Consider the following 14,998-nt stretch of genomic DNA (forward strand, 5'->3'; position numbering starts at 1 on the left):
TCGCTACGCCTTCTTTCTTTTAAGCTGTCGATCAAAATACCAGTAGACCAAGATCCCAATAATCTGTACACCCATCCCTAGAACCGCATTTTGGATATCCTCTGTAAAGGTGTTAATCAGCAGGCCAATAAATAGAATCGATGTGATCAGGACGGTCCATGGATAGCCGGCTACTCGATAAGGTCGGTGCAATTCAGGATAGCGGCGGCGCATTACCCAGACAGCGATAATTGTCAGAAGGTTATACAGCATCGCCGTAAATACAACCAGAGATGTCAGCTGATCCAAATTACGTGAAAAGACAAGAATAATAGATAGAACCATTTGGACAACGATGGAAGCCGTCGGTACTTTGTATTTCGGATGTAATTTAGCAAAAGACTTAAAGAAATGCCCTTCAACAGCCATCGCATAATACATTCGCGGTTGAGCAATAATCAGTCCGTTTATCCCGCCAAACATCGCCAGAATCATCCCTAAAGAAACAATGATCCCGCCCCAATTGCCTAGCACACTTCTAGCGGCTTCTGTTCCAAGATAGAGGTTTCCATTTTCAATATTAGTAACAATCTCGTCATAAGGCAGTACCTTATAAATAGCAAAATTGAATAAGGTGTATAAAATAGTAATCCCGCCGATTCCGACAATTAGCGCTTTAGGCAGGTTTTTCTTAGGATTTTTCATTTCCTCTGTCATCGAGTTCAGATTCGTCCAGCCTTCATAAGCCCACAAGCTGGCAACTGTCGCGAAAGCAATCATAGGAATAATATCAAAGAACGAAGCATCAGGATTGGTCACTGGTGTCAATGACAAATCCGGCCGTTCCGTTCCTAAAAACAAAGCCGCAAACAGGATAATCAAGATCGGGATTAATTTCGCCACCATAGAGATGTTCTGTAAAAAAGCGCCCTGCTTGATACCAAATAGATTGTAGACGGTCAGTAAAATAATCAGGACCGTTGCGATGATTTTTACCTGCATGTCAGAGATGTCCCAAAAGCTTCTCATCGCCGTCGGCAGGGCGATCGACATAGCAGCGATCGAGCCTGGTCCGCCAATCAGCCAATCAGTAAACCCTCTCAAAAAGCCAACCGCTGGATGAAAGGCCTCCGTCAAATAAACCGTTGAACCGCCAGCTCGAGGCATACTAACGCCTAGCTCCGCGTAGCATAATCCAGCCAATAGGGTCACTAAACCACCAACTATCCAAGCAAGTAAGCCTAACCCTAAGCTCATCCCGCTTCGTTCCAAAACATAGGAACCTAAATAAAAAATTCCAGAACCAATCATGATTCCGCCGATAATACTAACCCCGCCAAAGACGCCCAATTCCCGATTAAATTCCGTCTCAGTCGTGCTCAGCTCCTGCAAGTGTTTCTCTTGATCCATTCATTAACTCCCCCTTTTAGTAAATGTCAAAATATTCTGAAAAAAACATTTTAAAGATAAGCAGGCTTCAAAAACAGGCCTACTCAAAATGTTTCTATTCACTTAGTCAAACAACCTTTTTTAACAGAAAATGCTTCGTTCTCATCAACGTCTTGATGAAAAATGGCTCTAATAAGAAACAGCCAAAGCTCATTTATTTTGTGAAAAGTGCATAAGTCCATTCTATCAGAAAAAAACTTTTTGAGAAGCTACTATCGAGCTAGAAAACTGTTTAATAATACAATCAAATCTATTGCAGGTAAGGCAGGAATGACAAAAAGTTGGGCCTCTTTTTTTCGGGTAAAGACACGTTGCTTCTATTTAGCATGGTATAATAGAGAAATCTTAAATTCGGAGGGGATAGGCCTATGGTGACACCTTATCTAGTATTCAACCGGCAGTGCGAAGAAGCGATGACTTATTATGAAAAGGTTTTTTCTGGAGAAAAGAAGGAAATCCTAAGATACACCGACTACGTTCCTGAGGGCGTTGTCGAAGATGTGAGAAATTATGTGCTTCATGGGAAAATGACGTTATTTGAGACTGAATTTACCTTTGCGGATGAATTTTCGAAGCCTGTTACTTCTGGAAACCAAGTCCATTTGACGGTACATCCAAGCGATGCAGCTGAGGGGAAGAGAATTTACAACGAGCTGAGTAAAGAGGGAGAGGTGTTTCTTCCGCCGACGGAGACATTTTATAGTCCGCTGCATACAACCATTCAAGACAAGTTTGGTATCGTGTGGAATATTATTGTGATTTAAAAAAAATGAGTATGTGGTGTGATTTTATGCGCCGCATGCTTTTTTTTCGTAGAAGAAGTATAAAAGTTGAGGTGTTCAAAAGGCTGATAAAATCAATCTTTTGGACATTTTTCGTTTGGTCTTTCTCTCTTTAAAAGGAATACATGAAGCCGCACCTCTTTCAGGTTCCCTGAGGATTCCTATAGCACGGAACTTAGCATTTTTTATATAAACCAGAACAGAAGTGAAGAATCAGAGAAGTGTATCAATATGTTGTTTAAAAGCGCTGATGAGGGGATGGAGGATCGTTCAGTTGTATTATATCTTACTGGAATAAAAGAGATTTAAAATATTGGATCACGACAGAATGAGATTTGAATGCAACACAAACAAAACGGATTTCCTCCTTTTTGGATATCTTATTAAAAAGGCGATTAAACAGGGTTTGCAAGAATGATTTGCACTAATTTTTCTGTTTGCAAACATTAATTTCTAGAAATAAGCCTGTGAATCAAATAAGATTATTATGAACTCATGAATGACCAGTTAGTTATAATAAGTTGATTAAGCACAACCATTTTATGTGAAGGTGGATTTTTTATGGAATTGGGAAAAATTATTAAAAAAAGTAGAAATGACATGAACAAGACACAACAAGAGGTGGCGGAAAAACTAAATATATCAAGGCAAACTCTCTCAAATTGGGAAATAGGCAAGAATTATCCTGATGTTTTTATGTTGTTAAGGTTGGCAGATTTCTACTCGTTGTCTTTGGATACAATGCTGAGAGGAGATGTAAATCTCATGAAAAAAATCGAGAATGATTCAAAACAATTGGCCTTTTTTAAAGAATTGCCGTTCTATATCATAATAGATTTGTTTGTAATTGTTTTTTCATTTGTTTTACTTTTCATAATTAGAGGAAGTGACGAGGTTTTATCATTAGTATTACCGTGGCAGATTCTTTTATGTATGAGCAGTTTTTCCATGGTGATAGTTTTTCTTAACAGGAATAGTCACCTTTTTAAGCAAAAGGCAGTTAGAATTTCGTTTGTACTCCTACTCATCGTTGCGATGCTTTGTCTATCATTACTTTTATTATTTATATTAGCTTTTACAAATACGATAATCATTAATTAGATAATAGTAAAAGGGATTAAAGCACGATTCGGAAGCTTTGCTGTCCTTGTTCAAATAGGAAGTTGGTTTATAGGACAATGGCAAAAAGTTGCACTTGCCAGAGCATTTTTTAAAAGAATCACATATTATTGTGCTTGATGAACCAAATTCTTCTTTAGACCCAATATCAGAACTAGAGCTTTTTAAATATTCTTTTGATTCAGTAAAAGAGAAGTTCGGTACCATTGTTTCACATAAATTTAGTCTTTTTAGTAAAATTGTTGTTTTATCAGATGGGGAAATTGCTGAAGTAGTTTTACACAAAGAGTTAATTAGAAAAAGGGTTATGTTATGAACTAGACTTGTTGCAATGAACATTATTAGTGTACAAGTGAAAATTAAATAAAAAAGAGTAATTTAGTGTTTTCGATCAAATGCTTTATTTTTGACTAAAATTAGGTAAGAAATCGAAAGGAAAAGGTAGGAGTTAAAAGAAAGTAGTTCGCAGATTAATAGAATAAAATCAATGGATAGATCACCACGTCGTTATTTAATGGCTGGTGGTCTTTTTCTTGTTTTAAATAAAAATAAGGGATTTTAGAAATAATCAAAAAAATATATATGGATTTCAATGTGGTTATACTTTCGTTAAAAAGTATATGATATTCGAGTTAATATTTCAACAATAAATTAGAATATACAGAACGCGATCACGTATAAATAATCTAGATATTCGGTGAAAATAACATTTTTCGCGAAGCCGTCACCTGAACCGTCAATTAGGAATGAAAGAGTGGTTATTTTATGGATAAACGATCTGGTAGAGAAAATATCTATTTTAGAAAGGATGGGCGTTGGGAAGGCCGCTATGCATTAGGGAGAAGGAATGATGGCAGACTTAAATATGGCTACGTCTATGGTAAAAGCTACCAAGAAGTGCAGACAAAGCTGCGGCCACTAAAGCAATCAGCACAAAACAGGTTTCAATTATATGGAAGGAGCCTGATGTTGTACGAGGAGTGGATTAAAAAATGGAGGATCGCTGTTCAAGGCACAGTCAAAACATCAACCTTTTCGGATTACTGTTATAAATTGAATCGGTATCTGTTGCCGAATTTCGGGGAACTTCCTTTATACCAAATAACTTCTGAACGAATACAGGGAGTGATTGACGAACAACTCGCAGAAACACTATCGCCTAATAGTATTCATATCATTGTCCGTTTACTAAGCAAGACGCTAAAAATGGCTCAGGCAGAAGGAGTGATTGATAAGAATCCCTGCGAAAAAGTAACACTTCCCAAAAGACTGCCGCAAAAAATTCACGCACTGACCGTTGAACAGCAGCGCTCTTTAGTCGAGGCTGCAAGCTCGTACCCAGATGAAAAAGGACAATCGGCCATCCTTGCCCTCAACACAGGTCTGCGCATTGGCGAAATCGCTGCATTGACATGGGAAAATATCGACTTTGACAAGGACATTATTCACGTGGATCAAACCTGTCACCGAGTAACCCTGGAAGAAGAGAGGAGGACCTGCTTGCATTATGATACGGTGAAAAGCTACGCTTCACATCGCATGATACCAATGAATCGCGTGGTTAAAAAACTTTTAAAAAACCTGAAAATAAAGAGCAAAAGCCAATTTGTTTTCTCGGTCGGAACCAAAGGCTGCGAGCCGCGAGTATTGACTTATCACTTCCATCGAGTTCGGCAACTAGCCAACTTAGAGCAGATTCATTTCCATCAATTACGCCACACCTTCGCGACTCGTTGTCTGGAGGCGAAGATCGGTGTTGCCTCTGTGAGTGCGCTATTAGGCCATTCCTCAACCAAAATGACGCTGGATGTCTATTCGGATTCTATGCTTGAGGAACGTATTCACGCCGTCTTCGCCATTGAGCAAGTCACTGTTTAGAAAAGACGTTTAAAAAAATAATAGAGGCCGTTGCTAGGTGAATCATTCTTGTTTTATACGAGTAAGCGCTATCAATTTAAGCTGAGGGATTTTTAAAATCTAGACCTGCTTGAACTTCTATTTATTGAACATTAGTTGAGATGAGATTTGAAATATTGTTATTTAAATGATAGCCCATTTATTTTTCCGACCGTCAATTATCGCCGTCAGAGGTTCTGATCCTTTTAACAAAAACGTTTATGACCATTCCCTTATTTTTATTTAAAACAAGAAATTCACCAGAAACGTAAAAAATAATAGCTGTCATGTGATTTTAACATGGGGAACAATTATTTTCGAGGAATGGGGGTTGGAGAGAGAGTAGGAAGGTTCGTTTACTTCTATCTCTTTTAAAGGTATCTCAATTAATGGATCAACAAAAAGATACTTAAAAAACGTTAATGCGTACATTTTCAAATATTCCTTATTAAAAATACTATAAAAATAAGAACTTCAAAAATCTTCAAAAAACTATCCACTTAGAAGATTGAATGAAAGATGTTTTTATTAATATAATTAAGAAAATAATCTTTTGTGAGGTGTGCAGATGGAAAGATAAAGTTCTGTATTGCAAAAATGACAAAGAATAATCACCTACATTTTATTTATTTTGCTTTTTTTAAATAGATAAGACATTAGGGCTGAAAATTTGAGGAGAAGGCTGGGGGGAAACAAATGCGACCAATATTGATTTTAACTAAGAATCTTTTGATAGAACAAGAGCTGCAGCAGCAACTGCAACATCTAAACTACGAAGTTTTATGCTCGGTGGAAATGTTAAATCAAATAAAAATGAGTATTCAAGAAATGAATATAACAGATGAGAATCAACGAAATTTTCAAAAAAATCTATTAATTAATTATCAAGCTATCATTTTAAGCGAAACCATTTCCGACAATGAGATTCAGGAGCTGGTACCGAATATCCAATTGAACAAACAAATTCTTCTACGAAAACTAGTTGAAGAACCATCGAAAAAGGAAAAAGAGCGGTTAAACGACTTAGGTATCATAGATTGGCTTCTGATTGATCATTCGATAAACAGCTTACGGGAGCAATTATCTGAAAAATTAGCTATTTATCAAAATGAAGAATCAAATATTATTTTCTTATATCAAGAAGCAGGGTTACCTAGTGATGTCGTTCAGTTGAAACGCAGTTTATCAAAACGAGAAAAAGCAACCTTAGAATGCTTGTTCAAGGCTAAAGGGAAGGTTGTTTCAAGAGAGGATCTCTGTACGTATGTTTGGAATGAAACACCAAGTAATTCGCGTTTGTCTCAAACCTCGATGCTTATAAAGAAAATAAAGAAGAAAATGGGGAAATTTGGTTTCAATGAGGAAGCTATTCAAACCGTGTGGGGTGAGGGCTATCTTCTATCAGATGAGGTTACGGAAAATGGGCTGCCAATCAGCTTGTAATTATTACGGGAAAGTAATCTTCTGATTAAATAAAAAGCGTTATTTGTATTTGATTTTTATCTTTTTTAAACTAAAAAAGTTAAAAAGATAAATTAAAAGTTGCTATTAAACATAATTTCAGATTATAATAAAATGAAAGTATTTTAATTATTTTGTATTAATGTTTTTTTAGCAACAGGGAGGAAAAGATTTCATGAAAAAAAAGAATTTGATTAGCTTAGTTTGTGTCGCAGTTCTTAGCCAGTATGGTTTGGCACCTGTGACGGCCTTAGCGAATGAAAATGAGAATACAGTGACTGGAACAATGAACAGTGAGGACTTAAAGACCAATACAATTTTGGATGACCTGCCATTGAACGCGGCAGAAAATGCAGAGGAGCCTGCAGCAGAATCTGAAAGTACAGCGAGCGAGACTGCTGAAGAAACAGCAGAGTCTACTACAGAAACCACTGAAGTAGAGGAGGCTAAAGCACTTAATTGGGAATTCAAAGACCCAAAACAAGCCCTTACTGCAGGTGACGATTTCACTGTAAAAATAAAGGGAACACATTCGGTTGCTAAAATCGTATTACCAGAGGGTATCGAATATGATCTGGAGAAAAATGCGGAAGAGCTTCGCCCACTTATCTCCTTCGATGAAGAAAAGCGGGAGTTGCAACTAACTAAGATTGATGAATATGAGGAAATCGAGCTGGTATTGACTGCCGAAAAAGCAGGAGACTATGAACTTCAAATGAGCGATGACGCTCAGGAAAAGATTGGCGATAAATTGGTTTTTGCTGTGGCTGAAAAAGCAGAAGAAACAGAAGAATCAAAAGAAGAAGAGCAGAAAGACGCAGATAAAAAAGAAGAAACACCAAGAGAAGAGCAGAAAAAGGAAAGTGAAACAAAAACAAAGATCGGACCACAAGCTGCTCAACATAGTAACGTTTCATTAAATGTAAATTCTACACCGGATGATAAGATTACTGACTCTTCAAAAATTATTAATTATATTGTGGACTTTAGTCACAGTTTATCTACAGATGTTTTAACAGATGGCAAGATCGTTATTACTCTTACAAATGGTGTGTTTGTCAAAGTGCCTACTAAGAGTTCAAATATGAAATCTTTAACCATGAGCTATGATAAAAAAACAATTACGATTGAATTAAATGATGATTGGAATTCTGGGAATGTTGATTCTGTCTCGTTATCGGTAAAATCAGCCGTGGGAATTTCGAAAGGTGACAATATTTCTTTAAATGCTGAATTTACTGGGAAATTTAAAAAAGAGACCGATTCATTTAGTAATGTAGCAAAGAAAGATATTCTATTTGATACAGAAGGAATAAAAGACGTTCAACCTGGGACTTCAGATTGGGCGATAACGGGCTGGAAAGATACAGAAGTTTATGCAGGAACAGACACAGAAATACTTGGTTACTTAAGAAAAGATAATGAAAGCACAAAAGAAGGATTTTCAAATCTAAAAATAAAAATTCATATTTCAGATGTAACTAAATTGAATTGGTTCTCTAAATTGTTCAAACAAATGGCATACCATGATATTCAAAATTCATTGCATGCAATCACCTTAGAAGACAATCAAATTCAAAAAATTGATGATCAGACCTATATATTTACATTAGGAAATATTAGCCCAGAAGAAGTAAATAATTTATTAACATTTATGAATGTTAATCTACCAGAAGATACGCAACCAGGTGAATCAGTTAGTGTTAAAGCAGAATACTATAATGACGATACCCAAATCTTTGATGTCCCAGTTATGACCATAACTGTCAAAGAGGCAGAAACAAATTTCACTTTCCGTTATAGAAGAGATACCCAAGGAAAAGAACTCGCTCCAGGTCAAACCTTCAATACAGCGGTTACGATCATGGGTACTACAGGAAAACCAATTGATGACGTGGTTGTTGAGACAGAGGTACCTGATGAAGTACAGCCTAATAAAGTAGTGAATGGAATTATGAGCAGTCTTCCTGCACTTAAAAAAGTGGAATACTTTGATGGTGTAAATTGGTTTGAAGCAACTAGTCAGGGAGATGATTTCCTTTTTCCACAGGATAAGACTATAACGAAAATACGATACTATTATATAGAAGTACCTTATCGTCCTGGAGCTCATCAACCATTCCGGACATTTTATACAGTTAAATCAACTAGTGGGGCGGGAGACACTTTTGAGTTGCCGAATTCTGTAACTTTTACAGATGCAAAAGGGGATGCTCGAACAATAGAATCAACTCCTAATACCTTGGATTATGTAGTAGTAGCTGATAAAAAAGAACAGGCAAATAAAATTGCTACATATAAGTACTTGCCTAAGGGAGATTTTGGAATCGTTAGTTCTGGAGATAAGTATACTAGAAGTTATCGGCTAGTATCGATCACAGGTGAAATAGATCAACCTTATATCTTTGTTAAGGTGCCTAAGGGAATTACTGTTGAGAACAAGTATAACTCTATTCAATATCCATACGACAATACGTATAAGTCTGACTATCCGCGGATCGGAACGCCCGCATCACCTATTTCGAAAGCGAATAACGTAGGAACATTCCAAACAGAAGATGGGGATACGGTTTACTATTTTAAGGCAGATGATACCAAACTGTCTGCTGCAGATTATATTCAAATGTTGTTGGTTGAAAATCAGTACACGATTGGGTACATGATGTCAGGCAACTATGAAGTAGAAGTCGGAATGGGCTCACTGACTGAAGATTTTACTGAACCTGAATTGAATGATTTCACTGCTGAAACTCTTTCAACAGAGATGCAAACGAAACTAGGAGCCAGCGTTTCTAATTACTACTCGAATAAAAAAGTGTTAACTGTTGGACAAGGAGAACGTGTTAATACCACTGTAAATGTAAAAGGTAGTGAGGATGCTGATTGGAAAGATGCAACTAAGAATGAGGTAGGAACAGTTACTCCTGGGAAAAAAGTCTCATATAAAATTTCCATGAAAAATGACGGTGCAGAACGTTATTCCGATGTTGAATTAGTCAACATTCTACCACATATTGGGGACGCGTTAGTGAGTTCACCTGGCTCACCAAGAGGGTCAGAATTTCAGATTAATCCAGATTCAGGCGGAATCAAAGTTTATTTAAATGGTGTTGAAACAAATGATGTGACGCTACAATATTCATTGTCGAATGATCCAGTTCGTTTCGCTTCACCAAGTGGCGATCCTATCGGTAGTGGAGCCTGGGTATCATCAGTAAGTGATTTCTCGCAGGTTCGGGCCGTTCGAGTGAGTTTACCAAATGCGAGATTAAATCCAGGTGATGAACTAGTTCTTGAGTACAGCGGGGTCGTCGTACTGGATGCGAAAAGACCAGCCAATGATACGGAAACTTTTGTTGCGAAAAATAGCGTAGCCTATAAGTTTGAGACAGAAGCTGGGACTTTGCGAGTGAATGAACCGGCTGTATCTTCCGTAAAAACGAGTATCGCTCAAAATGATGGGCTGATTTCAGGAAATGTCTATATTGACTTAGATGAGAGCGGTGATAAAGCTGGTACAGAACCAGGTTTGAACCAAGTACAATTTGAGCTTTTCAAGAAGGAAGGCGCCAATTTTGTTCCAACGGGATTAACAAGTGAATCCTCTTCCGACTCATCAAATAACAATGGTATCTTTGGTTTTAACGATTTAGAATATGGTACTTATAAAGTCAAAGTAACGTTGCCTTCAAGTAAAGGCGCTAAATTTATTACTACTGGACCTGACGGTGTGGAGACGATCGATACAAAAACTGCATGGGTCACAAAGAATGGTAATACAGAATTCACAATTAATGACTTGACAAGTACTTCTCATGAAATCAATGATTTGAGTGTGCCGTTGTTTGTGAATACGCCGTTGAATGGAACGATTAATTTTGTTAATAAAGATGGCAATGTAGTTGCTAGTGACTATGGTAAAGATTTCACAGTAGAACTTTATAAAGGAACCACGAAGATTGATGGAACGACTGCTGGTGATCATGGGGCTTATGTATTTGAAAAACTTAGTATCAACAGTTCAGATGAATATAAAGTAAAAGCCACTGCTCCGAGCGGTAAGAGCTTTGTTTTCACTACAGCAAATTCTACTGGTGAAATTACGATCGATATGGAGCCGGGGATCGGTACGAAAGATGCGACTGATTTGTATATTACAGATACAGACACACCGACTGCGAGCATCGCTATCGATAATGGACATGGATCAGGCAAGGATATTAACCCGGATTCAGTAACCTTGACGGCGGCAGATAAAACGACTTCTATCTCGACTGATTGGAAGATTACCAAAGGTGGGACAGTTGAATATTCTGGTACCTCTGCAAAAGGGACAATTTCTTTAGAAGATCAAATCAGCTATCTGGTTGGGGATAAAAAAGCCGGAGATTATACGGTTGAGATGACTGTAACGGACTTTGCTGGAAATCAAACAACTGTAACCAAGAACTTCTCAATCAAATTTGCAACCGCATCGTACATGGTGGAAGCGACAGAGTATGCGAAAGAAGAAAATCTACTATTATATTCAGGAAAATTAACGAAGCCTAAAACTGATCCAACGAAGGCAGGCTATGTCTTTGATAAGTGGGTGAAGGACTCAGATAATACTGAATGGGACTTCTCGACAGGAACAATTTCTGAAGAAAATCTGGTCTTGAAAGCAACCTTCAAAGCTGCCAAACAAAAAGTCACATTTGATATTAACGGCGGGGATGCTTCAACACAACCAGATGATATCGAAAAGGATACAGCGACAACTGTAGATCTAAGTGGTGTAGCTGCCCCAACAAGAAAAGGCTATACCTTCAAACACTGGTATAAACAAGGGGATGTAGGTAAGGCGGACGTTGGAAATTCAATTACGATGCCAGCAGGTGGAGTAACGTTGGTCGCTGAATGGGAAGCGAACAGCTATAAAGTCACGTTTGACAAGAACGACGGAACGGGAACGATGGCTGATCAAGACTTCAAATATGATACAGCACAAAACTTAAGAACAAACGGCTTCGCGCGAGACGGCTACAGCTTCCAAGGCTGGGCAACAAGCAAAACTGGCGAAAAGAAATATGACAACAATGAAAACGTCAAGAACCTTTCTGATAAAGATAAGGATACAGTTACCCTATATGCTGTCTGGAAAGCGAACGAACAAACGATCACATTTGATGTCAATGGCGGGGATGCGACGAGCAAGCCAGGAGATATTAAACAAGATACAGCGACAACTGTAGATCTAAGTGGTGTAGCTGCCCCAACAAGAAAAGGCTATACCTTCAAACACTGGTATAAACAAAGTGATGCAAGTAAGGCGGACGTTGGAAATTCAATTACGATGCCAGCAGGTGGAGTAACGTTAGTCGCAGAATGGGAAGCAAACAGCTATAAAGTGACGTTTGATAAGAATGACGGAACAGGAACGATGGCCGATCAAAGCTTCAAATACGATACGGCACAAAATCTGACTGCGAATAAATTCACGCGAGATGGCTATACTTTCCAAGGCTGGTCAACGAAGCAAACAGGCGCCTATATGTACTTGGATAGTGCGTCCGTTAATAATCTGACTGCAGTTAAGGATGAAACGGTGACCTTATACGCGATCTGGAAAGCGGATAGTCAAATCGTTCAGTTTGATGTCAATGGCGGTGATATTTCAACGAAACCAGGGAATATTTCAGGCGACACTGATAGCACTGTTGATTTAAGTAAGGTTAAAGCACCGACGAGAACCGGTTATACCTTCAAGCATTGGTATAAACAAGGGGATGCGGCAAAAGCTGATGTAGGAGCATCAATCACGATGCCAGCTAATGGCGTGACTTTAGTAGCTGATTGGAAAGCGAACACTTACACAGTGAACTTCCATAAGAATACTGGTACTGGAACGATGACAGCCCAAGACTTCAAATACGATGAAACGAAGAAATTAACGAAGAACAGCTTTGTTAAGGACGGCTATACGTTTGTCGGCTGGTCAACAACAAGCGGCGGTACTTCAAGTTATGTCGATGAAGCAACCGTTTCGAATCTAACTGCAGATAATAACGGCAGCATTGATCTATATGCGGTTTGGTCAGCCAGTGCCCAAATCGTTCAATTCGATGTTAATGGAGGCGATGTATCGAGTAAACCAGGAAACATCACTGGTAATACAGATGATACGATTGATTTAAGTAGCGTGAAGAACCCTACGAGAACCGGCTATACCTTCAAACATTGGTACAAGAAAGGCGATACAGCTAAAGCAGATGTTGGTAAATCAGTAACGATGCCAGCTAAAGGAATGACGTTAGTCGCTGAATGGGAGGCCAATAATTATACGGTCAAATTCAATGCAAACGGCGGGACAGAAGCGATGGCCGATCAAGCATTTGTTTATGACAAAACGCAAGCTTTGACAGAAAACAAATTCAAACGAGCAGGCTATAACTTTGCCGGCTGGTCAACAACTGCTAACGGATCTGTGAATTACGCTGATAAAGCCAATGTCACTAATCTGACAGGGGACAAAGACGGTGAGGTTGAATTGTTTGCTGTATGGAACGCAACAGAGCAAACCATTGCATTTGATGTGAATGGCGGCGATGCTGCAACGAAACCAGCCGATATCAAGCAAATGACAGATACGGATGTTGACTTAGCAAAAGTTGCAGTACCGACTCGTAAAGGGTATACTTTCACTCACTGGTATGTGAAAGACGATGCAGCGAAAACGCCAATGGCCAGCACATTCAAGATGCCGGCTGGCGGTCTAGTACTAGTTGCCGAATGGCAAGCCAATGATTACACCGTAGCGTTTGATGCAAATGGCGGAACGGGTGCGATGAGTGATCAAAGCTTTACCTATGACGCGGAACAAAAACTGACTGCAAATGCATTTGATCGAACCAATTATGATTTTGTTGGCTGGTCAACGACTAAGACTGGTTCAGTGAAGTATGCCAACGAAGAGGCCATTAAGAATCTAACGGACGTGAAGGACGGCACTGAAACATTATACGCAGTGTGGAAGCTTCAAGAACGAGTGATCTCCTTTGATGTGAATGGCGGCGATTTGGCAACACAACCGCAAGATATTCAAACAGGTATTGGAGAAAATGTTGAATTGGATAAAGTAACCGCGCCAACACGTGAAGGTTATACGTTTGATCATTGGTATGACAAAGAAGATGCAGCGAAAGCAGCTGTGTCAGGAACGATTCCAATGCCAGATAAAAACATGGTATTAGTCGCTGCCTGGAAAGCAAACCACTATAAGGTGGCATTCAAGGCGAATGGCGGAACGGGTACGATGAAGGATCAGGCGTTTGTTTATGACACACCGCAAGCACTGACTGCCAATGCTTTTGAGCGTAAAAACTATGACTTTATCGGCTGGTCAACTGAAAAAGATGGCGTTGTTGCACACTACGACAAAGATTCAGTGGACAACTTAACAGCTAAAGATGGAGACACGGTCACTCTTTACGCAATTTGGGAGAAGAAAGCAGTTCTGCCAGTTATTAAGGCGAATAACATTGTTTTAACTACTGAACAAGTTGAAGAGTTTATGACTGCCAATGTTTTAGATAAGAAAATCGCGGAACTTTCAGATGCAAAAGTAATAGATGAAAATACCGACGATGTACTCGCTTCTTATGAAAATATTAGTGTTGATATCTCGGCAGTGAAAGGTAAGAAGGGTGTTTATAAAGCGGCACTTTCTTATGAAACAAAAGCACGGTCAACTGTAGAATCAAGAGAAATCGATGTAACCGTTATTGATCCGGCTCAAAAGATACAAACGATCAGCTTTGATGTCAATGGAGGGGATACGAAGACTCAACCAGCGGATATCACAGCACCGGTTGGAACAACAGTTAGTCTGAAGGACGTAAAAAATCCAACTAGATCAGGCTATACGTTCTCTGGCTGGTTCAACGGGGAAACAAAAGTTGGGGAGACTGTCGAAATGCCAGAAAATGGCATGAAACTAGTGGCTCATTGGTCACAAGACAATGGCAACTCTGGTACCAGCGCGGGCACTGGCGGAAGTAAAACAAGTATAAACGGATTATCTAGTACATCAACGACTTCAACTAGCGGAAAATCATTACCGAAAACTAATGATACGCCAACAGTTGGTATGACGATTGTTGGAGGGATGCTGGCACTTCTAGCCCTGTTCGGTTTCAAAAAGAAAAAAGACGAAGAGTCTGAATCAGAATCTAAGTAAAAAATAATTAGCATATACAGAATCACTGACTCGGCAAATTTAGTTGCTGAGTCGGGTGATTCTGTTGTGCTATCCACTAAATGAAGGATATTTA

At 38.8% G+C, this 14,998-nt stretch carries 7 protein-coding genes; 6 read left to right on the forward strand and 1 reads right to left on the reverse strand.

What is annotated here, in order from left to right; translation table 11 throughout:
- Nucleotides 1-3: 3 nt before the first annotated feature.
- A complete protein-coding gene (locus IGI67_RS20515) occupies nt 4-1,389 on the reverse strand; it encodes an APC family permease (protein ID WP_207108958.1) in 1,386 nt (461 codons plus the stop codon).
- A gap of 407 nt (nt 1,390-1,796) precedes the next feature.
- Here IGI67_RS20515 and IGI67_RS20520 point away from each other — a divergent pair, with 407 nt between their 5' ends.
- From IGI67_RS20520 to IGI67_RS20545, 6 genes are all read left to right on the forward strand, one after another.
- Complete coding sequence (locus tag IGI67_RS20520) at nt 1,797-2,192, forward strand: VOC family protein (protein ID WP_429959083.1); 396 nt, start codon at nt 1,797-1,799, stop codon at nt 2,190-2,192.
- A gap of 579 nt (nt 2,193-2,771) precedes the next feature.
- Nucleotides 2,772-3,311, forward strand: coding sequence for a helix-turn-helix domain-containing protein (locus IGI67_RS20525; protein WP_429959084.1), 540 nt, complete (start codon nt 2,772-2,774; stop codon nt 3,309-3,311).
- Nucleotides 3,312-3,405: 94 nt separating this feature from the next.
- Nucleotides 3,406-3,645 carry a hypothetical protein gene (locus tag IGI67_RS20530; RefSeq protein ID WP_429959085.1) on the forward strand — a complete coding sequence of 80 codons (240 nt, stop codon included), beginning with the start codon at nt 3,406-3,408 and terminating at the stop codon, nt 3,643-3,645.
- A gap of 650 nt (nt 3,646-4,295) precedes the next feature.
- Nucleotides 4,296-5,207 carry a tyrosine-type recombinase/integrase gene (locus tag IGI67_RS20535; RefSeq protein ID WP_429959086.1) on the forward strand — a complete coding sequence of 304 codons (912 nt, stop codon included), beginning with the start codon at nt 4,296-4,298 and terminating at the stop codon, nt 5,205-5,207.
- A gap of 714 nt (nt 5,208-5,921) precedes the next feature.
- Nucleotides 5,922-6,668: a winged helix-turn-helix domain-containing protein gene (locus IGI67_RS20540; protein ID WP_429959087.1), complete on the forward strand. Its 747-nt coding sequence runs from the start codon at nt 5,922-5,924 to the stop codon at nt 6,666-6,668.
- Between the two features lie 193 nt (nt 6,669-6,861).
- Entirely contained in the window at nt 6,862-14,904 is an 8,043-nt protein-coding gene (locus IGI67_RS20545; RefSeq protein WP_429959088.1) for an InlB B-repeat-containing protein, read from the forward strand.
- Nucleotides 14,905-14,998: the final 94 nt, after the last annotated feature.

Source organism: Enterococcus sp. AZ196, assembly GCF_050498845.1.
Classification (GTDB): Bacteria; Bacillota; Bacilli; order Lactobacillales; family Enterococcaceae; genus Enterococcus_A; species Enterococcus_A murrayae.